Origin of the sequence: Diaphorobacter sp. LI3 (assembly GCF_022807955.1) — a bacterium.
In the GTDB taxonomy this organism is placed as follows: domain Bacteria; phylum Pseudomonadota; class Gammaproteobacteria; order Burkholderiales; family Burkholderiaceae_C; genus Diaphorobacter; species Diaphorobacter nitroreducens.
Genome location: NZ_CP094346.1, coordinates 2,475,443 through 2,498,287 on the forward strand (window position 1 = coordinate 2,475,443; position 22,845 = coordinate 2,498,287).

18 protein-coding genes are annotated in these 22,845 nt (G+C 66.6%); 4 read left to right on the top strand and 14 right to left on the bottom strand.

Going from position 1 to position 22,845, the window contains the following annotated elements:
* Positions 1–5: 5 nt before the first annotated feature.
* The 5 genes from MRB47_RS11445 to MRB47_RS11465 form a co-directional block, all read right to left on the bottom strand.
* Positions 6–380: a hypothetical protein gene (locus tag MRB47_RS11445; RefSeq protein WP_252100758.1), complete on the bottom strand. Its 375-nt coding sequence runs from the start codon at positions 378–380 to the stop codon at positions 6–8.
* A gap of 8 nt (positions 381–388) precedes the next feature.
* Positions 389–1,516, bottom strand: a complete 1,128-nt coding sequence (locus MRB47_RS11450; protein ID WP_047351463.1) for a cell division protein FtsZ — start codon at positions 1,514–1,516, stop codon at positions 389–391.
* A gap of 13 nt (positions 1,517–1,529) precedes the next feature.
* Positions 1,530–5,054: a chromosome segregation protein SMC gene (smc, locus tag MRB47_RS11455; protein ID WP_252100759.1), complete on the bottom strand. Its 3,525-nt coding sequence runs from the start codon at positions 5,052–5,054 to the stop codon at positions 1,530–1,532.
* 174 nt (positions 5,055–5,228) lie between these two features.
* Positions 5,229–5,561: a YnfA family protein gene (locus tag MRB47_RS11460; protein WP_123676303.1), complete on the bottom strand. Its 333-nt coding sequence runs from the start codon at positions 5,559–5,561 to the stop codon at positions 5,229–5,231.
* Between the two features lie 35 nt (positions 5,562–5,596).
* Positions 5,597–8,740, bottom strand: a complete 3,144-nt coding sequence (locus MRB47_RS11465) for an EAL domain-containing protein (protein WP_252100760.1) — start codon at positions 8,738–8,740, stop codon at positions 5,597–5,599.
* Positions 8,741–8,912: 172 nt separating this feature from the next.
* On the opposite strand from MRB47_RS11465, the gene MRB47_RS11470 reads away from it, so the two are divergent.
* Positions 8,913–10,781: an ABC transporter ATP-binding protein gene (locus MRB47_RS11470; RefSeq protein WP_270173696.1), complete on the top strand. Its 1,869-nt coding sequence runs from the start codon at positions 8,913–8,915 to the stop codon at positions 10,779–10,781.
* A 120-nt stretch (positions 10,782–10,901) separates the two neighbouring features.
* Here the strand turns inward: MRB47_RS11470 and mdtD are convergent, their stop codons facing one another.
* A complete protein-coding gene (gene mdtD, locus MRB47_RS11475; protein WP_252100761.1) occupies positions 10,902–12,326 on the bottom strand; it encodes a multidrug transporter subunit MdtD in 1,425 nt (474 codons plus the stop codon).
* Positions 12,327–12,641: 315 nt separating this feature from the next.
* Between mdtD and MRB47_RS11480 the strand changes: the two genes are divergently transcribed.
* Positions 12,642–13,220, top strand: coding sequence for a C40 family peptidase (locus tag MRB47_RS11480; RefSeq protein WP_135148604.1), 579 nt, complete (start codon positions 12,642–12,644; stop codon positions 13,218–13,220).
* 134 nt (positions 13,221–13,354) lie between these two features.
* Positions 13,355–13,834, top strand: a complete 480-nt coding sequence (locus MRB47_RS11485) for an EVE domain-containing protein (protein WP_252100762.1) — start codon at positions 13,355–13,357, stop codon at positions 13,832–13,834.
* Positions 13,835–13,925: 91 nt separating this feature from the next.
* Here the strand turns inward: MRB47_RS11485 and MRB47_RS11490 are convergent, their stop codons facing one another.
* Both MRB47_RS11490 and MRB47_RS11495 read right to left on the bottom strand, forming a co-directional pair.
* The gene (locus tag MRB47_RS11490) at positions 13,926–14,849 is read right to left on the bottom strand and encodes an NAD(P)-dependent oxidoreductase (RefSeq protein WP_411275751.1); all 924 of its coding nucleotides are present in this window, start codon (positions 14,847–14,849) and stop codon (positions 13,926–13,928) included.
* 30 nt (positions 14,850–14,879) lie between these two features.
* On the bottom strand, positions 14,880–15,839 hold the full coding sequence (locus MRB47_RS11495; RefSeq protein WP_252100764.1) for a class I SAM-dependent methyltransferase: 960 nt from the start codon (positions 15,837–15,839) through the stop codon (positions 14,880–14,882).
* Between the two features lie 125 nt (positions 15,840–15,964).
* Between MRB47_RS11495 and MRB47_RS11500 the strand changes: the two genes are divergently transcribed.
* Positions 15,965–16,279, top strand: coding sequence for a DUF2322 family protein (locus MRB47_RS11500; RefSeq protein ID WP_252100765.1), 315 nt, complete (start codon positions 15,965–15,967; stop codon positions 16,277–16,279).
* 635 nt (positions 16,280–16,914) lie between these two features.
* Here the strand turns inward: MRB47_RS11500 and MRB47_RS11505 are convergent.
* From MRB47_RS11505 to MRB47_RS11530, 6 genes are all read right to left on the bottom strand, one after another.
* Positions 16,915–17,241: a hypothetical protein gene (locus MRB47_RS11505; RefSeq protein ID WP_252100766.1), complete on the bottom strand. Its 327-nt coding sequence runs from the start codon at positions 17,239–17,241 to the stop codon at positions 16,915–16,917.
* Between the two features lie 63 nt (positions 17,242–17,304).
* Positions 17,305–18,169, bottom strand: a protein-coding gene (locus MRB47_RS11510; RefSeq protein WP_252100767.1) for an IS5 family transposase whose coding sequence is annotated in 2 segments (ribosomal slippage) — positions 17,305–17,752 and positions 17,751–18,169 — 867 coding nt in all. Because the reading frame shifts where the segments join, the coding sequence is not laid out codon by codon here.
* A 30-nt stretch (positions 18,170–18,199) separates the two neighbouring features.
* A complete protein-coding gene (locus MRB47_RS11515) occupies positions 18,200–19,756 on the bottom strand; it encodes a hypothetical protein (protein WP_252100768.1) in 1,557 nt (518 codons plus the stop codon).
* 115 nt (positions 19,757–19,871) lie between these two features.
* Positions 19,872–20,987: a dihydrolipoyl dehydrogenase family protein gene (locus tag MRB47_RS11520; RefSeq protein WP_411275752.1), complete on the bottom strand. Its 1,116-nt coding sequence runs from the start codon at positions 20,985–20,987 to the stop codon at positions 19,872–19,874.
* Positions 20,988–20,993: 6 nt separating this feature from the next.
* Entirely contained in the window at positions 20,994–22,262 is a 1,269-nt protein-coding gene (locus MRB47_RS11525; protein ID WP_236637087.1) for a ferric reductase-like transmembrane domain-containing protein, read from the bottom strand.
* On the bottom strand, positions 22,262–22,651 hold the full coding sequence (locus MRB47_RS11530; RefSeq protein WP_252100769.1) for a PepSY domain-containing protein: 390 nt from the start codon (positions 22,649–22,651) through the stop codon (positions 22,262–22,264). Before MRB47_RS11530 ends, MRB47_RS11525 begins: the two co-directional genes overlap by 1 nt.
* Positions 22,652–22,845: the final 194 nt, after the last annotated feature.

Genomic DNA, 22,845 nt, shown 5'->3' on the forward strand with positions numbered 1-22,845 from the left:
AAGGGTCAGGCCCGGTCCCATTGGGCGAGGTGCAGCAGCACGCCCGACGGGTCCCAGACGTAGGTCACGCACGCGCCGTACGGTTCCTGCTTCGGCGCGGACACGCGGGCACCAGGAAAGCGGCCCGTGCCGATGAGCTGCGAAACGTCTGCAAAGCACTGGGCCGCGTCTTGCACGGAAATGTGCAGCATGCAGTTGTCCGCCCATTCCTTCACGTAGTAGCGCTGCAGGTAGAACCGCGCCCCGCCCAGGTGGAACAGGGCCAAGTCGTCGTCCGACCATTCCAGGGTGCAGCCCAGGGCCGCGTAGAACGCCTTGGACAGCGCGAAGTCCTGGGCTGGGAGGAAAGAGCGCACATCATGGGCGCGCAGGTCGATCATGCCGGTTCCTAGCTGAACAGGCGCCGCGCCAGCGCGGAGCCGGCTGAGAGTTCGCGGCTGTCCAGCTTGTCGTACAGCTGCTCAAGATCGGCGGCGATGGGCTCCATGGTCATGGCAGGCAGCGGCGTGCCGTTCTGGTCGCACAGCACGCCGTCCATGGCCTCACCGAGCGCGGCCGCGACCTCGCGCAGGCGCGCAAAGGGCTGCTGCGAGCGGTGGACCTGGGCCACGTCCAGGCTCAGCACGATGTCCCGCACGGCGGACTGCTCGGGGTCGTCGGACATGGCGGCCTGCGCGTCGTAGGTCAGCGTGAGCACGGGCGGCAGGCCCGGCCCCTGCGCCGGCAGCACCAGCCGGCCCGGAATGGCACCGGCGACGAGCCCCAGGCGTGCGGCGTTCTGCTGCACGTAGCCGGGGCTCCAGGCCGCGTGGCGCGCGCGCAGTACGAAGGTGAGCTGCGCATCGTGCTCGCTGGCGAACTGGTCCAGCTCGCGCGCGCGGGCCACCTCGTGCAGCATGTCGGGAAAGTCGGGCGCGGCATTGATCGCGTCGGCGAAGCCCTGGGCCTTCATGACGAATTCGGAGAACTCGATCTCGTTGAGCGCACCCAGGCGGTTGGCCAGTTGCACGCCCGCCTGGAACTGCAGGTAGCGCTGGCCGGGCTGGGGGGTTTCCCACTGCTGCGCAGCGTCGTTGAAGCCCTCCACCGCGAACGGCTTGCTGCCCGCGCGGCGCGTGGGCGGCAGCGCGGCCAGGGCCGCATCGCCCGAAACCTGCTGCTCGGCCACGATGGGGGCGATGGCGTCGATCAGCGGATCCAGGCCGCCGCGGCGCTCGGCCGTGGGCACGGGCAGGTCCAGCGCATCACGCAGATCCACGGCGTGGCCGTCAAAGCCGGGCTCGGCCTCGCCTTCGGCGCCACTCCCGGCAAGCCCCGCACCGGTGAGCCCCGCGCCGGTAAGCACCGCGCCATCAAAGGCGGGCTCATGGCGCGCCACGGGCTCCTGCGCGGGATCGGCCTCGGCCGGCCGCGGGCGCTTGGGCGCGTTGCGGTGGGTTGTCCAGGCGTTGTAGGCGACGACGACGATCAGCACGAGCGCGCCGGCGATGATGAGACCAAGTTGGAAGTTGCTCATGGTGAATACGGGGTCAGGCCTCGGCCATGGACAGCGCGGACTCCATGTCCACGGCCACGATGCGCGACACGCCCTGCTCCTGCATGGTGACGCCGATCAGTTGCTCGGCCATCTCCATGGCGATCTTGTTGTGGCTGATGAAGAGGAACTGCGTTCCCTTGGACATGCTGGACACCAGCTTGGCATACCGCTCGGTGTTGGCATCATCCAGCGGCGCATCCACTTCGTCCAGCAGGCAGAACGGCGCGGGGTTGAGCTGGAAGATGGCGAACACCAGCGCGATCGCGGTGAGTGCTTTCTCGCCGCCCGACAGCAGGTGGATGGTCTGGTTCTTCTTGCCCGGCGGCTGGGCCATGACCTGCACGCCGGAGTCGAGGATCTCGTCACCCGTCATGATGAGCTTGGCCTGGCCGCCGCCGAACAGTTCGGGGAACATGCGGCCGAAGTGCCCGTTGACGGTCTCGAAGGTGCCCGACAGCAGGGTGCGCGTCTCGCCGTCGATCTTGCGGATGGCGTCCTCCAGCGTGGTCATGGCCAGCGTCAGGTCTTCGGTCTGCGCGTCCAGGAAGCCCTTGCGCTCGCGCGCGAGCTGCAACTCCTCCAGCGCGGCCAGGTTCACCGCGCCCAGCGCCGTGATCTCGCGGTGCAGGCGGTCGATCTCGCCCTGCAACCCCGCCATGCGCACGCCACCGTCCTGGATGGAACGCTCCACCGCCGCCAGATCGGCCTGCGCGTCCGCCAGCAGCGTGCTGTACTGCTCCAGGCCCAGGCGCGCCGCCTGCTCCTTGAGCTGGAACTCCGTGATGCGTGCACGCAGGGGCTCCAGCGTGCGCTCGTTCTGCATGCGCAGTTCGTCGCTGGCGCGCAGCCGCGCCGTCAGGTCGTCGTACTGGCTGCGCTGGGCGGCCAGGTCTTTTTCGCGCTCGATTTTCAGGTTCAGCGCCCGCTGCAGGCCGCCCTGGGCGGCGGCATCGGACAGGCGCGAAAGCTCGTCCTGCGCGCGCTGGCGCTCATCGTGCAACGCGCGTGCCTGGGTGGCCGCGGTGTCGATGGTGCGCGCCAGCTCGGCACGCCGGGCCTGCAGGCTGCGCTGGGAGAACTGGGCCTCCTGCGCCTGGCGCTCCAGCGCGCGCTGCTGCTCACGGCATTCGGCCAGGCGGCGCTCGGCCTCGATCACACGGTCGCCCAGCTGGGCGTGGCGCTCCTGGCTGTCGGCCAGTTGCATGTCCAGTTCTTCAAAACGCGCCTCCGCGGTGACGCGGCGCTCCTGCAGGTCGCCCAACTGCGCCTCGACCTCGGACAGATCGGCGCCAATCTGCTCGCTGCGCGCCCGGGTCTGCTCGGCCAATTGCGACAGGCGCAGGGTCTCAACCTGCAGCTCGTGCGCGCGGCCTTGGGCCTCGCTGGCCTCGCGGCGCGCGGCCACCAGGCGCTGCGCCGCGTCGGCGTACAGGCTCTCGGCACGCACCAGCGCCGTGCGCGCCTCCTCGGCGATCAATGCCTGGGCACGCAGCTCCTTCTCCAGGTGTTCGATCTCCTGCGCCCGGGCCAGCAGGCCGGACTGCTCGGAGTCCTGCGCATAAAAACTCACGCTGTGCGCGCCCACGGCATGGCCGGCTGCCACATAGATGGCCTCGCCCGGCTGCAACTGCGCGCGGCGGTTCAGCGCATCGTCCAGCGTCTGCGCGGTGTAGCAGCCCTGCAGCCAGTCCACGAGCACGGCGTGCAGCCCGGCGTCGTGCACGCGCAGCAGATCCGACAAGCGCGATGAACCAGCGGGGGTTTCGGGCGCGGGCGCAGACGGCGCGCTGTAGAAAGCCAGCCGCGCCGGAGGCGCATCCTGCCCGCCCGCGCCCAGGAAGCCGCGCACCATGTCCAGCCGGCCCACGGGCAGCGCAGCCAGGCGCTCGCGCAGCGCGGCCTCCAGCGCGTTCTCCCAGCCGGGTTCGATGTGGATGCGGCTCCACAGTCCCTGCAGCCCTTCCAACCCGTGCTTGGCCAGCCAGGGCTGGAGCTTGCCGTCCACCTTGACCTTCTCCTGCAAGGCCTTGAGCGCCTCCAGCCGCGCGGACAGGTCGGCCTGCCGGGCCGTTTCCTGGTTCACGACCTGCTGGCGCGCACGGCGGTCCTCGTCGAGCTGGGGCACGCTGTCCTGCAGCTCGGCCAGGCGCGCCTCGGCCATCTCGGCGCCCTCCTCGGCCTGCTGCAACTGCTGGCGCAGGTTGGCCAGGCGCGCCTCGTCGGGCGCAGCCAGGGCATTGCGGTCGGTGCGCAGGCGCTCCAGGCGCGCCTCCAACTGGCGGCTTTGCTCGTCCAGGCTGCGCTGCTCGGCCGCCAGCACCTGGATCTGCTGCTGCACCTGCGCCACGGCGGCGCGCTGCTCGTCGCTGCGCTGCTGGCTCTGGCGCAGGGCGTCTTCCAGCTCGGGCAGGCGTGTCGCCTGCTCCTCGACCTGTGCGGCCAGTATCTCGGCCTGCTCCTCGGCATTCATGCCGGCGCCTTCGATGCCCTCGACTTCGGCTTCAGCCTCTTCCTTGCGCGCGGACCACTGGGCGATCTGCTCGGCCAGTTGCACCAGGCGTTGCTCCACGCGCTGACGGCCCTCGACCACGTAGCGGATCTCGGCTTCCAGCTTGCCGACCTCGGCCGTGGCCTCATAGAGGCGCCCCTGTGCCTGGTTGACCTTGTCGCCCGCCTCGTAGTGCGCCTGGCGGATGGTCTCCAGGTCGGCCTCCACATGGCGCAGGTCGGCCATGCGCGACTCCAGGTCGTTCACGGCGGCCAGGCCCTCGGTGCGCACGCGGGCCTGTTCGCTTTCCGCCTCGGCGCGCTTCAGGAACCACAGCTGGTGCTGCTTGAGGGTCACGTCCTGCTGCAGCGCGTTGTAGCGCGCGGCCACCTCGGCCTGCTTTTCCAGCTTGTCGAGGTTGGCATTGAGTTCGCGCAGGATGTCCTCCACCCGCGTGAGGTTCTCTCGCGTGTCGGACAGGCGATTCTCGGTCTCGCGCCGGCGCTCCTTGTACTTGGACACGCCCGCAGCTTCTTCAAGGAACAGGCGCAGTTCCTCGGGGCGACTTTCGATGATGCGGCTGATCGTGCCCTGGCCGATGATGGCGTAGGCGCGCGGGCCCAGGCCCGTGCCCAGGAACACGTCCTGCACGTCGCGGCGACGCACCGGCTGGTTGTTGATGAAGTAGCTGCTGGTGCCGTCGCGCGTGAGTACGCGCTTGACGGCAATCTCGGTGAACTGGTTCCACTGCCCGCCCGCGCGGTGGTCGCTGTTGTCGAACGTCAGCTCCACGCTGGAACGGCTGGCCGGCTTGCGGCTGGTGGTGCCGTTGAAGATCACGTCCTGCATGCTCTCGCCGCGCAGCTCGCTGGCCTTGCTCTCGCCCAGCACCCAGCGCACGGCGTCCATGATGTTGGACTTGCCGCAACCGTTGGGGCCCACCACACCGACGAGTTGCCCCGGCAGCATGAAGTTGGTGGGCTCGGCAAACGACTTGAAGCCGGCGAGTTTGATCGAGTTAAGACGCACGGGTCAGGCGTTGGACAGGGCGGTTCGCAGGTGCAGGAAAGACCGGAATCATACCGTGGCGCTCGTGTCGGCCCCATGCCCAGCCGGGCATCCTTCGATTGCAAGCAAAAATGGCCTCTAGCGCTTACCCAGCAAGCGCCAGCAGCTATTCTTACGAGAGCATCCTACGGCAGCTCAGCCCCCACGCGGGGCGAAGGCAATGATGGCCATGCCGCACAGCGTGACGGCCACGCCCAGCCAGTCCCATGGGCCGGGGCGCACGCCGTCCACCGTCCACAGCCAGACCAGCGCCACGGCCACATACACGCCGCCGTAGGCCGCGTACACACGCCCAGTGGCCGCCGGATGCAGCGTGAGCAGCCAGGCAAACAGCGCCAGGCTGGCGGCCGCCGGCACCAGCAGCCAGGCGCTGCGCCCCTGGCGCAACCACAACCAGGGCAGATAGCAACCGACGATTTCCGCCACGGCAGTGAGCAGGAACAGGGCCAGGGTCTTGACGGGCAGCATGCGTGAATGCGTGATGGAAAAGAAGGCCGCAGCGATCAGACTCCGGCCCGCTTCAGCACCAAGGCCTCGAACGCCGCGGCCTGCAGCGGTGGGCTGAGCAGATAGCCCTGCCAGGCATGGCAGCCGTTGCGCTCCAGAAAGGCGCGCTGCGCCTCGGTCTCAACGCCCTCGGCCACCACCCGCAGGCCCAGGCTGGTGCCCAGGGCGACGATCGTGCGAGCGATCACGGCATCGTTGGGGTCGGTGAGCACGTCGCGCACGAAGCTCTTGTCGATCTTCAGCTCGTGCAGGGGCAGGCGCTTGAGGTAGGCCAGCGACGAGTAGCCCGTGCCGAAGTCGTCCAGCGAGAAGCCCACGCCGTAGCCACGCAACTGCACCATCTTGGCGATGGTGTCCTCCACGTCCTGCAGCAGCATGCCCTCGGTCAGTTCCAGCCGCAGGCGGCGCGCGTCGGCGCCCGAGGCGGCCAGCGCCTCCAGCACCTGGGGCACGAAGCTACCCTCGTGGAACTGGCGCGGGCTCACGTTCACCGCGACGGTGAGCTCACCCAGCACGGGGTGCGCGCTCCACTGCGCCAGCTGTGCGCAGGCGCTGCGCATCACCCACTCGCCCACGCGCAGGATCAGTCCGCTTTCTTCCGCCAAGGGAATGAACTCCGCTGGCGAGATGAAGCCCCTGTCCGGATGGCGCCAGCGTACCAGCGCCTCGGCGCCCGTGATGCGGCCCTGGTCCACCTTGGGCTGGTAGAACAGTTCTAACTGCCCCGCATCCAGTCCGGCGCGCAGGTCCGCCTCCAGCGCCGCGCGTTCGGACACCGCAGCCTGCATCTGTGGATCAAAAAAGCGCAGCGTATCGCGCCCGGCGGCCTTGGCCTGATACATGGCAAGGTCGCTGCGCTTGAGCAGCTCGTCCGCCGATTCGCGCACCCCGCGGAAGATGGCGATGCCCACGCTGAGCGCCGTGTGGTGCTGCTGACCGTCGATGTCGAAGGGCGCGCGAATGGCCGCCAGGATCGTCTGGCCCATCTCCTCGGCGCGGTTGGCGGCCTCCTGCGGGTCGGCGCCCAGGTCTTTGAGCACCACGACGAACTCGTCGCCGCCGTGGCGCGCCAGGGTTTCGTCCTCGGGCACGCAGTCGCGCAGCCGCCGGGCCACCTCGCGCAGCAGGCGGTCACCCATGTCGGGGCCTTGTGTCTCGTTGATGGTCTTGAAGTTGTCCAGGTCCAGCATCATCACCGCGCCGCACAGCTGGTGGCGGGCGCTCATGGCCAGCGCCTGCTCCAGGCGGTCCAGCAGCAGGCGGCGGTTGGGCAGGCCGGTGAGCGGATCGTTGTAGGCCAGGTAGCGCACCTCTTCCTCGGCCGCCTTGCGCTGGCTCTGGTCCACCATGGTGACGATGTGCGAGTCGCCCAGGATCATGCCGGACAGCTCGACCGCGCGGCGCACGCCCGACTTGGCGGTGATCACGCATTCCACGGTACGGATGGCACCGTCGGGGTTCTTCAGCGCCGCCGTGCACGCAGCGAGCCATGCCTCGCGCGCATGCTCGCGTTGGTGTGCGTCGGGCATTACCAGGCGCCACCAGGTGTCCACGTCGGGCGCCTCGCGTATGTCGTAGCCGCAGATCTGGACATGACGGTCGTTGCGGAACACGATCTTGCCGTCCTGCACCTGGTTCACGCCCACGGGCATGTGGTTCAGGATGTTGCGCAGGTGCTCCTCACTCTGGCGCAGCACCTGCTCCATATGCTTGCGCTTGCTGATGTCCTGCACCACCGCAAGGTGGTGTTCGGGCTGGCCTTCCAGGCGCAGCGGCGAGACCATGAGGTCCACCCACACCTCGCTGCCGTCCTTGCGGCGGTAGCGCTTTTCCATGCGGTATTCGCTCAGCTCACCGGCCAGCATCCGCTGCAATTGCTCCAGGTCCGCGGCCAGGTCGCTGGGCTCGCTGAAGTCCTGAAAGCGCATCTGCTGCCGTTCCTGCGCGCTGTAGCCCAGCAGGTCGCAGAACTTCTGGTTCATGCGCACCAGGCGGCCGGTGCGCGAGTCGGTCTGGGCGATGCCCACCGCGGCCTGGTTGAACACGGCGCGCAGGCGCGCCTCGCTTTCGCGCAAGGCCGTATCGGTCTCCTTGGCATGGTCCAGTGCCTGCGACCGCCGCAGCACCAGCATCGATACCAGCGCGGTGAGCAGTGCGGTCACCAACAGGCCGCCGGAGCCCAGCAGCCAGGGCAGGCGCGACTCCTGCGGCGAGAGGAACGGAACGACGGGCTGGAACTGCAGGCTCCAGCGCCTTCCGCCCACGCGCACGCTTTGCTCATATTCCATGGCAGAGGTGCCGACGTGCGTCTCCGATTCAAAGAGGGATTGCGGCGGAGCAGGCTCCTCGCTGTCGAAGGGGCCCACGTCCGCCATGCGCAGCGCCAGGCCCTGCATGTTGCCCGCGGTGCGCACGGCATGCACGATGTCGTAGATGCGCACGCTCACGCCCACCGCCCCCAGAAAGCGCGCCGGCCCCGCCTGTCCGGCCGCCGGCTCGGCAAACACCGGCATGCGGATGATGACGCCCGTGCGGTGCTCGGTTTCCTGGTGCAGCTCGAACGGCGCGGAGGCGACCAGCCCGCCGGTGTCGCGCGCACGGCGCATGGCTTCGAGGTTGGCTGGCTGGGAATGGATCTCCAACCCTTGCACGCTGCTGTTGCCCCCCTGCGGCCAGAGGTAGTCCACCACGAAATAGTCGGGCAATACGGCTTGCGGATGGATGGCGAAATCCCGCGGTAGGTCGCCGTCCAGATGCGGGTCGGAGCGCGCCTGCTCTTCGAAGGCCGCCCGCCGGGGGCCGGGCACGTACCGCGTAAAGTTGATGTTCTTCACGCCGGGGTGGTAATGCTGCAGATCCAGCTCACGCGCCACGCGCTCGAAGTCGGCGCGCCGCAGCTGCGGATTCACCGTCAGCAAGCCGCGCATGCCCTGCAGCAAATCCGCGTGGGACTCCATGCGCCGCTGCAGCGTCTCGGCAAACAGCCGGGCCTCCTGCTCGAAACGCACCCGCGCGATGGCCTGCATGGAGGATTGCTGCTGGTGGTACAGCGCGTAGCTTGCCGCGCAACCGGCCAACGCCACGGCCGCTCCGGGGAGCCAGTGCCAGGGGAACGAGCGCTGTGCGTGGGATGTCGGCATGCGGGGCAGATGGACAAGGAGGACAACGGCTGATAGGCAGCCGCCGCGCCGCAGAGCATAGCGGCATTTACCCGTGCGGGGGCAACAGACACCGCCAACGTCTACTGCGACCGCGCCGCTACGGCGCCTGCGCAATTCCCCACGCCGGCGTCGCCAGCCGTCGGCCCGTACCATGGCCGCATCAGGAGTGCCCGCCATCGTGTTGTTTCGGTTGTTCGAAAATCGTGTCCCCCCGTACCCTGCGGCCGAGCCGACCGTGCCGCCCGCCGGGTTCCTCGCCTTCGTGTGGGCCAGCACGCGCGGCCTGCGCGGCTATGTCGGGGCCATGGCCGCCCTGTCTGCCGTGGTGGCCATCTACGAGGCGCTGCTGTTTGCCGTGCTGGGACGGGTGGTGGACTGGATCGCCGCCACTGCGCCCGAGCGCTTCTGGGCCGAGCGCGGCACGCTGCTCGCCGGGGTGGCTGCGGTGCTGGTCGCCAGCATTGGCATAGTGGCGCTGCAGACCACCGTGCGCCACCAGGTGCTGGCCATCAACTTCCCGCTGCGCCTGCGTTGGAACTTCCACCGGCTGATGCTGGGCCAAAGCATGGCGTTCTATGCAGACGAGTTCGCGGGCCGCATCACCACCAAGATCATGCAGACCGCGCTGGCCGTGCGCGACATGATCTTTACCACCTGCGACGTGGTGATCGGCATGGGCGTCTACCTGGTCACCATCCTGGCACTGGCGGGCGGCTTTGAATGGCGGCTGCTGCTGCCCTTTCTTGCGTGGGCGCTGTGCTACGCGGCCGCGTGCTGGTACTTCGTGCCACGCCTGGGCCAGGTGAGCAAGGCCCAGGCCGACGCGCGCTCCGTCATGACCGGCCGCGTGACGGACGCTTACACCAACATCGCCACGGTGAAGCTGTTCTCGCACACGCGGCGCGAGGCCGAGTTTGCCCGCGCGGCGATGGACGCGTTCAAGACCACGGGCTACGCACAGATGCGGCTGGTCAGCCGCTTCGAGATCGTGAACCACGCCCTGGTGGTGGGCATGATCCTCGGTGCCTGCGGCACGGCGCTATGGCTGTGGTCACGGGGCGAGGTAGGCGCCGGCGCGGTGGCCGCGGTGACCGCGATGGCACTGCGCGTTTCGGGCCACGCCCACTGGGTGATGTGGGAGATGACCACGCTGTTCGAGAGCGTGGGCACCATCCAGGACGGCATCAACACCCTCACCCGCCCGCGCACGGTGGTGGATGCGCCCGATGCTCGCCCGCTGCAGGTCACGCGTGGCGAGGTGCAGTTTGAGAACGTGCGCTTCGGCTACCGCGACGGCGCGGCAGTGATCGACGGGCTGAATCTCACCATCCGCCCAGGCGAGCGCATCGGGCTGATCGGCCGATCCGGCGCGGGCAAGTCCACGCTGGTCAACCTGCTGCTGCGCTTTCATGACGTGCAGGGCGGACGCATTCTGGTGGACGGGCAGGACATCGCCCACGTCACGCAGGACAGCCTGCGCCAAGCGATCGGCATGGTCACGCAGGACACTTCGCTGCTGCACCGATCGATGCGCGACAACATCCTGTACGGCCGCCCCGATGCCTCCGAGGAAGACATGCGCCTGGCTGCCGAACGCGCCGAGGCCGCGCAATTCATCGACGAGCTGACCGACCTGCAGGGCCGCCGCGGCTACGACGCCCAGGTGGGCGAGCGCGGCGTCAAGCTCTCGGGCGGGCAGCGCCAACGCGTGGCGATCGCGCGCGTGATGCTCAAGGACGCCCCGATCCTGCTGCTGGACGAGGCCACCAGCGCGCTGGACTCCGAGGTGGAGGCCGCCATCCAGCAGAGCCTGGACGGACTGATGCGGGGCAAGACGGTGATCGCCATCGCGCACCGCCTGTCCACCATCGCCGCCATGGACCGGCTCATCGTGCTGGACGCCGGCCGCATCGTCGAGGAAGGCACGCACGCACAGCTGCTGGCGCAAGGGGGTGTCTATGCGCGGCTGTGGACGCACCAGAGCGGCGGCTTCATGGGACAGGACCCGGACGAGGCCTGAGCGATACAGGATCGGCCGCGCACGATCATGGCAATCGAGAAGGAAATAGGCCTCCAAGGCAATACTGGCAAGCGCCAACAGCTCTTATAACAATAGCACAAGAGACCGACGAGTCCCGGTTCAGCTCTGCTCCTCGGGGCCCAGAGGATGGGGGCGCGGCGGCTCGTGCGGCGGCAACTGCAGGAACAGCGCCGTGGCCGCCAGCGTCAGCACACCCATGCAGGCAAACGTGGCGCGGAACGCGTGGAGCGTGTCCTGCGCATCTGCGGCGCCAAAGTAGCCCTGGAAGCTCGCCAGCACCGCCCCGGCAGCTGCCACCCCCATGCCCATGGCCAGCATCTGCACCATGGACAGCAGGCTGTTGCCGCTACTGGCATGACCTGTGTCCAGGTCCTTGAGCGTGACCGTGTTCATGGCCGAGAACTGCATGGAGTTCACGCCGCCAAACGCCGCCAGCTGCACCATCAGCAGCCACGGGGGCTGGCCGGGCGTGATCAGGCAGAAGCTGGCGATGAGCAACGCCAGCGCGCAGGTATTGACCACCAGCACCTCGCGATAGCCCCAGCGCCGCACCATGAAGGTGACCGCAGGTTTCACGGCCATGCTGCCCAGCACCGTGGGCAGCATCATCATGCCCGCCTGCATGGGTGCGTAGCCCAGGCTGACCTGCAGCGCCAGCGGGATCATGAAGGGCATGCACGAGCTGCCCAGCCGCGAAAACAAGTTGCCCAGCAGTCCCACGCGCAGCGTGCGCACCGCGAACAACCCCGGCACAAACAGCGGCGCATCGCTGCGCAGCGCATGCAGCCAGTAGGCCGCCAGACTGGCCAGGCCAAAGATCATCATCACCAGCGACGACGCGCTGCGCGCACCACCGCCGGCCATGCCCTCCACCGCCAGCGACACGGCCGCCATGCCGAAGGCCAGCAGACCATAGCCCACGGCGTCGAATCCACGCACGGCCAGCATCTCTCCCGCCGCCATGAAGCGCCGCGCGGCCATCAAGCCCACCAGCCCCACGGGCACATTGACCCAGAAGATCCAATGCCAGGAGGCGTACTCCACCATCCAGCCGCCCAGGGTCGGCCCGATCAGCGGCCCCACCAGCCCGGGAATCGCCACGAAGCTCATGGCGCGGATGAACTCGTCGCGCGGAAACGCCCGCAGCACCGCCAGCCGCCCCACGGGCAGCAGCAGCGCACCGCCCAGCCCCTGGACCACGCGCGCGCCCACCAGCAGCGGCAGCGTGGACGACAGCGCGCACAACACCGAGCCGAGCACGAACAACGCGATCGCCGACATGAACACCCGCCGCGTGCCGAAACGGTCCGCCAGCCAGCCCGACGCCGGAATCAGCACCGCCATGGCCAGCGAATACGCCACGATCACCGAGTGCATCTGCAGCGGGCTCTCGCCCAGGTCGCGCGCCATGGCCGGCAAGGCCGTGTTGACGATGGTGGCGTCCAGCGTCTGCATGAAGAAGCCCAGGGCGACCAGCCACAGCAGCGGCTGGCGCGAAGTGGGCGAAACAGGTGCACGCGTCATGAAATCGCCCAGGGCGGGCTCAGAAAAGAAGGACAAAGTGTGCCATTGGGGCCCGTTTGCGGATTGACGCGCGGTTCATGTCCGTAGAAACGGTGTGGGGCCCTGTCCAGCAAACACGAGCCGCTATCAAAGTAGAAGCATTTTCCGGAGATGGTGAGTGACCGGCATGCGAAAGGCACTTCACCCCATCACCGGGCAAAACCCAGCAAGGCGTTGCCTATCGCCGCGGGCACGTTCATGAAAATCCATGTAAATCAACTATTTACTATCACTTGTCGGCAGATTTCCCGTCATGCCGTGGTACCCTCGCGCCCCATGTTTCGTCGGTTGTGCCTGCTGCTGCTGCTTTGCTCGAATGCCTACGCCGCTCCCTCCCCCGAGGTAGAGCGGGCAGCCGCCACCCCTGCAGCCAGCATTGACCGCAGCCTGCTCGTCCAGTTGCAGGACGTTCAGCACAACGTGGCAGACCGCACCTCCTCCCTGATTTCCACCGCCATGGGCTTCATCGGCGTGCCATACCGCCGGGGTGGCAGCAGTGCCGAAACGGGGTTTGATTGCAGCGGCTTCGTGCGCGCCATCTATGAGCAGGCCAAGGGCATGGTGCTTCCACGCCGCGCCAATGAGCAGGCCGCCGCCACCGAAGTCATCGACAAAAAAGACCTGCAACCCGGCGACCTGGTGTTCTTCAACACCATGCGCCGCGCGTTCAGCCACGTAGGCATCTACGTGGGCGACGGCAAGTTCATCCATGCCCCGCGCTCCGGTGCGCAGGTGCGCGTGGAAGACATGGGCGCTTCCTACTGGCAGCGGCGCTTCAACGGTGCACGGCGCGTGACGACGGACGAAGACGCCGCCGCCATGGCCATTTCCGCTCGCGCTCCGGCCGCCAACTGAGACCGAGGCCGGCACCCTGTCCGGCACTGCTCTAGTAATTGCGGTAAGTAGCTACGCACCGGGCCAGCGTTTTCAGTGCCTGCACATGGGGTGACGGTGTGCAAGCCACACAGGTGTCCTGAGTCCTTCCAGCCATGACCACACCCACTACGCGCTTTTGGCTCATGAAATCGGAGCCCGACGAGTGTTCCATTGACGACGCATTGGGCGCCCCGGGCGCCACCGTGCCCTGGACCGGCGTGCGCAATTACCAGGCGCGCAACTTCATGCGCGACGAGATGCAGGTGGGGGATGGCGTGCTCTTCTACCACTCAAGCTGCCCTGCACCCGGTATCGCCGGCATTGCACGCATAGCCTCGGGCGTACGCCCCGATCCCACACAGTTCGACCCTGAATCCCCTTACTACGACCCCAAGTCACCCCTTGAGAAACCCCGGTGGCTGCTGCGGGACGTGCAAGCCGTGCGCAAGACACGGCTCATTGGCCTGGCAGAACTGCGCACCCATCCCAAGTTGGCGTCGATGCGCGTACTGCAGCGAGGCAACCGGTTGTCGATCACGCCGCTGCAGCCGCAGGAGTGGACCTTCATCACGCAGGTGCTCGCGGCAGACTAGCGGGCCGCGCGGGTGTCCCGCCACGCATCAACAGGCTGGAGGCGGGAGGACTGGAGGCGGGAAGACGGAATCCCCGCCAGAAGTCCAACCTTCATCCACCCGTCCCCTTGGCGCGCAGCAGCGCTACCAACTCCGGCACCAGCGCCTGCGGCCCACCCTCGGCAACGGCGGTGGCAAAGGTGTCGTGCACGGCCTGGGCAATGCCATCGGCCGCACCGCCGTCGTGCGCCATGGCGGTGTAGTAGCCCATGTCCTTGAGCGCGTTAGACATGAAGAAGCGCAGCCCGGAGGGGTCCTGCTGCAGCAGGTAGGGCCGCAGGCGCTCCAGCGCCACGCCGCCGCCGCCGCCCTTGGCGAGAACATCCAGGAACACCTGCGGCGCCACGTCGGCCGCCAGCGCGCAGGCGGCAGCCTCCGCGATCAGCGCCACGCTGCCCAGCGACACATAGTTGTGCAGCAGCTTCATGCGGTGGCCACTGCCCACGGCACCGGTATGCGTGATGTTCTCGGCAAAGCACTGCAGCACCGGGCGCACTTCGTCGAGCAGTGCGGCCTCGCCGCCCACCAGCAGGTTCAGCAGGCCCTCGGCGGCCTCCTTGGGGGTGCGGGTCATCGGCGCATCCAGGAACCGCCCTCCGGCCGCCGCCACGGCGCGGGCGACGGATTCTGTGGACGAAGGAATGGCCGTGGAGCAGTCGATCACCACGGTGCCGGGCTGCAGGGCGGCCAGGGCGCCCTCCTCGCCCAGCAGCACCGCCTCTACCTGGGGCGATCCCGTCACGCACAGGATGAGCACCTGCACCTGTCGCATCAGTTCATGCACCGACGCGGCGCTGGCCACGCCCTGGGCGCGCAATGCATCCAGGGGCTGGTTGCCAGGGTGCTCCAGCACCGTCAGCGCATAGCCCTTGCGGGCGATATTCATGGCAATGCCGTGGCCCATCAGGCCTACGCCGATCAGTCCGATGCGAGGGGTGTTCATGTGCTGCGTTTCAACCGGTGGGTGGGAAGCGATGTCCACCGCATTGTGGCGCGCGGAGCCCCTTCAACCCACCGCCGCCGTATCCCGGAAAACCAGTACCTTCAGCGACCGCTCCTCGTCCACATCGGCGAACACCGCCGGGTTGGGAACGCGTTCCACGAACGCCAGCGAAGGCGCCTGGGATCGCATCTGCTCGCGCAGAAACTCCATCCCCAGCTCCGGCGCGTTCAGGCACAGCAGGGCGTGGCCGCCCGGTATCAGCAGTTCCGGCAGGCGCCGCATGAGCCGCGCATAGTCCTTGGTCGCGACGAAGCTGCCCTTCTGGTAGGACGGCGGATCCACGATCACCAGGTCGTACGGCCCGCTGCGCGTGATCTTGCCCCACGAGCTGAAGATGTCATGCGCCAGAAAGCGGGCACCGGCGCCCAGCCCGTTGAGCTGGTGGTTCTGCTGCCCGGTGGCTATGGCACCCCGGCTCATGTCCACATTCACCACCTCTGCCGCGCCCGCCTGCAGCGCAGCGACCGAAAACGCACAGGTATAGGCGAACAGGTTGAGCACCCGAGCGCCGCGCCCGGTGCGTGCGCGGTGGTTCGCCACATGTGCGCGCACCCAGCGACGCCCTTCGGCCATGTCCAGGAACAACCCGTGGTTCTGCCCGCGCAGCACCTGGACGCGCAGGCGTGCGCCATCCTCGGTGACCACATGCGGCTCGGGCACCTCGCCCGCCATCAGCCGCGTATCGCTGCGGCCCTCGATGCGCAGCGCCTCGCCGCGGTGCTGGAACACCCAGTTCAGCGGCTGCCCTGGCGCCACCTGCTGCCAGCGTGCGCGCAGGGCGCCGTCGATGGTGGCGAGTGCGTCGTCCGTCACCGGGGCGAAGCTGGTGAGCACCAGCACGGGTGGATAGGCATCCAGCGTCCACTGCTCGCTGCCGGGAAACCGCCCGCCACGCCCATGGAAGATGCGGCAGGCCTCAACGGGCGGAGTGAGGGTGGCGATGGCGTCGAGCAGGGCTTGCATGAGTGGGGTCGGGCGCAAAGAAAAACAGGCATCAAAATGCCCTCTAACGCAGATTGTGCCAGCGCTAACAGCTATGGTTTTTACGTTATCGTCACGGTTTCATCCGCTCCGTTCAAGGCTTTTGCATGACCTTCGCTGACAACCTGCGCCAATTGCCCTCCATTGCCCACCTGGCCGCCCTGCAACTGCTGAACGACGCCGGCCAAGTGGTGGCCACCATTCCCAACCAGCCGGGCAAGACGGGCTCGCTGACCGTGTACGCCGCGCTGGCCGCCAAGCACGGCGGCATCACCGTCGCCGCGGCGCAGGAAGGCCTGGAACTGTTCGCCGAACACACCGCCGATGCCCGCCAGCATCCCGGCAGCCATCCCAACATCGACCGGCTGCTGCAGGTGATCGCGACGGGCCAGGGCTACCGCGTGGCACTGGTGCAGGCCTGAGCTGCCACGCACACTCGCCAACCCAGCACCTCATACTCAAAAACGCCTCCAGCCCTTGCACAGCAAGCGCCAGGCGCTATCAAAAGCATAAAAAAGGCAGCCAGAGGCCTAGCCGTTCCGTTAAGGTGTTGCTAAGCCCTTGATTCAAGCCCCTCTGCTTCGGCACGAGGGGCTTCGTTTCTTTGGTCGCTATAAGGGACATGCTGAATTTCAAGCCCCTTTCCCTAGGCGTCGCGCTCGTGTGTGCCGCCAGCTTCCTCACTGCCTGCAACGACGAGCCCGCTCCGGACTTCAGGGGCAGCACTCCCGTGGCATACGGCAATCGGACTGTCTCTCTGAGCGTTGAGGCTTGGCGAGACAATGGCAGCCAGCCTTGTCGTGTCCTTATCAGAGGCGCTGAAGTAACAAATTGGGTCAAACCAACCGGTATTCTGCCGCGGATGACCCTAGCCCCGGCAGTAGTGCTGGCCTGCACAGGGCGGAGCCCGTACCTTTCCTCGGTGAGCGGCGAGGGTGAAGGGGGTGTAGCCGAATGGGAAGAGTCCTCGGGGCCTGAATCGGGAGCCCCCCTCTCTGTCTACCAAGTGCGAGTGAGCTCCCTGACTGCGGACCAAGCTCACCTCGAACTACGGGTCCTACGCGGCAAGTGACTCGCTTGCGTGAGCCACGGGGCCGGAGGGCTTGAGCGACCGAGCGGCAGGCGCGCGGCGTCTTTCGGGCGGTTCGGGAGTGAAATAGATGATGTCTTCGGGCGCTATGGGTCCGCGCGCCAGCCCCAGCCGCATTGCCGGCGTTTTCCCGTCCCGGCCAACCTCGCAGTAGTTGAAGTACGTCCGGAAGATGCCGAGCACCTTCACCAGGACTTCGGGGTTGTAGGCGCTCTTCCCGAACCAGAGACGTCGGTCGGTGTTGGCGCTGGCCACCGCGCGTTCTGCCAGCGTGAGGCCTCGCCGGACCTGCATAAAGAAGCGGTCGACAGCGGTAAGGGTGGCTTTCAGGTGCAGTAGCGCCTGGTGGCTAAGGATTTATCCGTAAATAATATTGACAGGTAGACTGATCTTTCGCAAGGTGATGATGGCAGCGGCCAGATGGTTAAGCGCGAGAAACGTGTGCTCCAGCTTTTCGTAGCGCACGAGCAGCTTGCGGAATCTGTTGAACCACCCATGGCATGCCTCCACTACCCAGCGGCGCGCCTTCTTCTGCGGATTGCGTTTCTTGCGCTCTGCCTCGCTCTTGCGGCCCACTACATGCGGGATATAGCCGTGGGCCAGGATGATCTTCATGGCGTTCTTTCCCCGGTAGCCGGCATCAGCGCATAGGTGCTTGCTGCGTCGCTGCTTGGGTGTGGGGCGCTTGATCATGCAGGACGCCAGCACGGCCTCAAGTTGCGTCACGTCGTGCGCGTTGGCCCCGGTCACGACGAGTGACAACGGGACGCCACGCCCGTCCACCAGCAGGTGACGCTTGCTGCCTTTTTTTCCCCCGATCCGTCGGGTTGCGCCCCACAGCCTCTTGCGCCAGTGGCGCCTTGAACATGGCCCCATCAATGCTTTGCCAGCGCCAGGCAACGCCTTCGAAATCATCGTACTCAGCAAGACCTGCACGCCACAGGTTCTCAAAGAACCCGGCCTTGGACCACAGCATGAACTTCTGATGGATCGCGCTGGCGCTGCCGAAGCGCTCAGCAGGCAATGCCTTCCATTGGCAGCCAGTGCGCAGCACATACATGATGGCCTCGAACACCAGCCGTGGCGGTTTGCTCGGGCGGCCCGCTCCGGCTGCGCGCTTGTACTGCTTGTCAGGATCGCGCGCAGGCTGCGGCACCAGCGGCTCCACCCGGCTCCAGAACTCGTCCGTCACTTCCCACGAATTGGCATGCACCTTGGCCATCTACATCTCCTGCGCCGCATCACGGGCGACTCAGGAACATAGTTTAATTTGCGGATAGATCCTAAGCTGGAGCCGACGCTTGTCCGGTTCGGTTTCGACCGGGTCGATATCGGTCAGCCAGCAAACGGATTTCTCAGGCTCACGCATCTCCGATATGGGATGGCGGAACCAGCGGTCCCCCCACTTGCCGATGGCAACCATGCGCGCCAGTTCTTCCTCGGCAGCCAGAAGTTCTGCAGCCTCAGGGGTTACCCCGTATTTCTCCGCTAAGCGCGCCAGACGCCGCTTGGTTGCACCAACCAGCGCGCGCTTCATGTCCACTGACATATCTTTGAGCACCTTGACATAGAAAGCGTCAGCCGTCCGGTCCAGAACCCTTTTCGGCACGGCCGTCAGAATGGCCGCACGTATGCCCGACTCCTGGTCTGTGAAGAAGCGAATCTTCTTGGCACGGCAGAGCAGTCGAGTGACAAGCTGGATGTGGGCGTACATCACCACTTGCTCATGCAGCAGCATGCCCTTTACGGGGGCACGGGATGAGTTCGCGGGGCCTTCACCATCTTCTATATCGGGGCGACCTAAGGCTGCGTCGTACGTCTCTTCGATGACCGATTCCATAGGCTTTCGGGAGGTACCTCCGCGAGGCGCCGCCCTCTCAGCCGCAGCATTCCAATCAGCCGGTAGCCAGACTCTCGCGTAGCGGCGAAACGCTCTGGCAAGTGCATGGTCGCCAAAGCGAACCATGTCCTTCTCTACGTCAGCAGAGTCCAGCGCAGGGTCAAAGTTGACGTTGACCCCGAACACATAGCCCGTAGCCTGGTCGGCCGTTGCAATGGACAGCAAAAGTGTGTTCTTTCGCACCTTCTTAGAGTGCCAGTTCACCACCAGCTTTTGCCGGTCAACCGACAGATATCTTGAGCCTAGGTCGTCGCGTCCCATGAGGGTTCGCTCACGCTCGCCGGCGAACATCTGGGCCTGCTCATAGAGGAAGTCGATGCGGTCGTATAGCTGGCTGGGGGAGATATCGAGGACCTTGATGATGCGCCGCAGCGGCATGGCGTTCATCAGATGCACCAAGATATCGCGATTGGAGTGACTGCGACGTTGGCGCTTGGTTGACCGGCCGCCGAAGGAGAACGCCTTCTTGCAGCCGACACACTTGAACCGGGGAGTTCCGTGGGCGTTGGTGCCGAAGCGAGTCACATTCTCAAGGGATGGCGCCCCCTCCGATAGAGAGCAGGCCTCGTTCGGACACTGCGGGAGTACTGGTTCAAGGTACTCCGACATGCGCATAAGCTCCTCGGCAATCGCCAAGTTGCTCTGCATAGGGGTGATTTCCTCGCACAGGCGGCACTTCAGTGCCGGCTGGTCCTTACCGGTAGCGACCACGGTGTAGTCGCCTGGGCCAACGGAAGAAGCTGGAGTACCGGCCCCGCCTCGGGCAACCGCAAGCTTGGGCGGTACGCCGAAGTTACCGCACTTGGGGTTCTTGCAGTGATTGACTTGAATACCCGCCGCGGCCGGCGGAAATCTAGGCGGCCACTTAGTCGGCTTTACTGAAGTTGGATGAGATTTTTCCTTGGACAAAGAAACGCCCTAGTCGTTGACTAGGGCGGAATTTTGAGCCATTACAGCTTTCTTAGCAACACTTTAACAGAACGGCTAGAGCCAGAGGCTGCCTTTTTTGCTACGGCCGTGGCCTTTACCTGCGCTGCGGCGGCACGTCTGTGCAACTGCCGTGGGCAATCTCCGCCGCCATGCCGATGCTCTCGCCCAGCGTGGGGTGGGGGTGGATGGTCTTGCCGATGTCCACCGCATCGGCGCCCATCTCGATGGCCAGGGCAATCTCGCCAATCATGTCGCCTGCGTGGGTGCCCACGATGCCGCCGCCCAGGATCTTGCCGTGGCCATGGGCTTCGGGCGAGTCGTCGAACAGCAGCTTGGTCACGCCTTCGTCGCGGCCGTTGGCAATGGCGCGGCCCGAGGCCGTCCAGGGGAACAGGCCCTTCTTGACCTTGATGCCCTGCGCCTTGGCCTGGTCTTCGGTGAGGCCCACCCAAGCCACTTCGGGGTCGGTGTACGCCACGCTGGGGATCACGCGGGCGTTGAAAGCGGCGCTGGCCAGCTCCTTGTTTCCCTGCAGTTCTCCGGCGATGACCTCGGCCGCCACATGCGCTTCGTGCACCGCCTTGTGCGCCAGCATGGGCTGCCCGACGATGTCGCCAATGGCGAAGATGTGCGGCACGTTTGTGCGCATCTGGATATCGACGTTGATGAAGCCGCGGTCCGTCACCGCCACGCCGGCCTTGTCGGCGGCGATTTTCTTGCCGTTGGGCGTGCGGCCCACGGCCTGCAGCACGAGGTCGTACGTTTGCGGCTCGGGGGCGGTGCCGCCCTCTTCCGCTGGCGCAAACGTCACCTCGATGCCCTCGGGCGTAGCCTCGGCGCCCACGGTCTTGGTCTTCAACATGATGTTGTCGAAGCGCGGGGCGTTCATCTTCTGCCAGATCTTGACCAGGTCGCGGTCGGCGCCTTGCATCAGGCCGTCCATCATCTCGACTACGTCCAGGCGTGCACCCAGCGTGCTGTACACGGTGCCCATTTCCAGGCCGATGATGCCGCCGCCGAGGATGAGCATGCGCTTGGGTACACCCTGCAGCGCCAGGGCGCCGGTGGAGTCGACCACGCGCGGGTCGTCGGGCATGAAGGGCAGGGCCAGGCCGGGCAGGGCGAGCGCCATGGACAGGGCCAGGACTGAGACGAGCGTTTTCATGATGATGACCTTTGAAAAGAATGAGGGCTGTGGTGTGAGGCGCAGGTGTCTTCAGCGCAACGCGAACGCCTCGTGGTGAACGCGGCGTGGGCGCTGCCCCGTCGCCTGGAGGTCGGAGACGATGGCGTCGCGCAGGCCGACCGGTCCGCAGTAAAACAACTCCGCGTCGCGCAGCGGGAAGGGTGTCAGCTGGACCAGCCGTGAGGCCGTCAAGCGTCCGTCTTCGGCGCTGGCCACGATGTGCACGCTCAAGCCGGGGTGGCGTGCGGCGATGGCGGCCAAGCGCTCGGCGGCAAAGGCCTCGGCCCGCGTCGTCACCGCCCAGACCAGGGTGATTTCCTGCTGGTCGGCCTCGGTCAAGGCTTCGGCCCAGGCCAGGAAGGGCGTGATGCCGATGCCACCGGCCAGCCAGACCTGACGCCGCACCCGCTTGCGGAACACGAAGCGACCGTAAGGCCCTTCGATCCGCAGGCGCTGCCCCGGGGCCAGGCGATCGGGCAGACGCCGCGTCCAGCCGCCCAGGGCCTTGATGCCCAAGCGCAACTCGCCGTCGGCACGCGGGGCACTGGCGATGGTGAAGGGGTGGGCTTCGCGCAGCCCGGCGTCCGGGGCGGACACGAAGGCAAACTGACCCGGACGCCAGCGCAGGGGGCGACCTTCCGGGCGCAGCGTCAGCTCCGCGACCGCGCCGTGCGGCTCAACCTGCGCCACCACGAAGTTGCGTGGACGCAGGAAAGGCGCCACCAGTTGCGTGAACAGCCAGGCCGCGATTCCGGCCACGCTCAAGGCGTTCAGGTACAGGCTCAGCGTGCCGTCCAGGCCTTCGGGCTGGTCGATGGCGATCTGGTGAAACGCCGCCACCGCAAACAGCAGGCCGGTGAAGCGGTGCGTGAAGCGCCAGAGCGGCCAAGGCAGCTCCAGCTGGGTGAAGGGCACCCGCTTGAACCAGCTCAGCAGGATCAGCCCGATGAAGCCGTTGAAAGCGAACTCGCCCACATCGGCCGCAAAGTCACCCAGCCGGGTTTCACGCACCACGTCTTCCAGCTCGGGCTCGATCATGTTGTGACCGAGCATCAGCGCCAGGGCGGCAATGCCCAGCCACTTGTGCACCCCGTACATCCGGTCGAGCCCGCCAAACAGCGGCTCAATCCAGGAAGGGCGGGTGGACAGGATCAAGGCCAGGCTCATCGCGGCAATGGCGCCCGCCCCCAGGGCAATGCCCAAGGCCGTCTCTGTGCCAAAGGGGGCATAGGTCTGTGCGCCGAGCAGGCCGGCGTACAGCACGGCCAGCGTGACCAGGAGGGGTCCGACCCGGCGCATCACAGGCTCCTTAACGCGAGGGCAGCCGGCGCGTTCAGTGGCTTGCCAGCGTGTGCCTTGCCCGTCTTGCCCGCCGGGCTGCGTGCGCCTGGCAGGTAGCGCGACGCGTCGGCACCGGGGCGGAAGCGAACCTCCAGCTCCAGGATCGCAAGCGAGGCTGGATCGATCTTCAGTTCGACCTGGTTGCCGTCGCCGTCGCGGCCACGGACCTCGTAACAGCCATCGTCGATGCGCAGGCGTTCGGTTGTGATCCCGCGCTCGGTGACATGGGCCGTGACGTTCTCGCGCGACGGCCATTCGGCCATCGGGCGATGGCAATCGTCACTGGCCATTGCGGCGCCCGAACTGGTCATGGCGATCACGAGGGCGATGGGAAAGAGTGCTTTCATGGTGTGGCTCCTATATCCTTGATGACGTGAGGAGGCTCCGCCAACATGACCTGAACCTGAACGAGGTGCCTGATGCACTTCAACGGATAGGCGTTTTAACCGCATGAGGCCAAGTATCGCACCGCGGAAGCGCCATCAAGCCGGCTGAGACACTCGATTTTCCCGCCCAGGTGTCAGGTTCACCACCAGGGTTT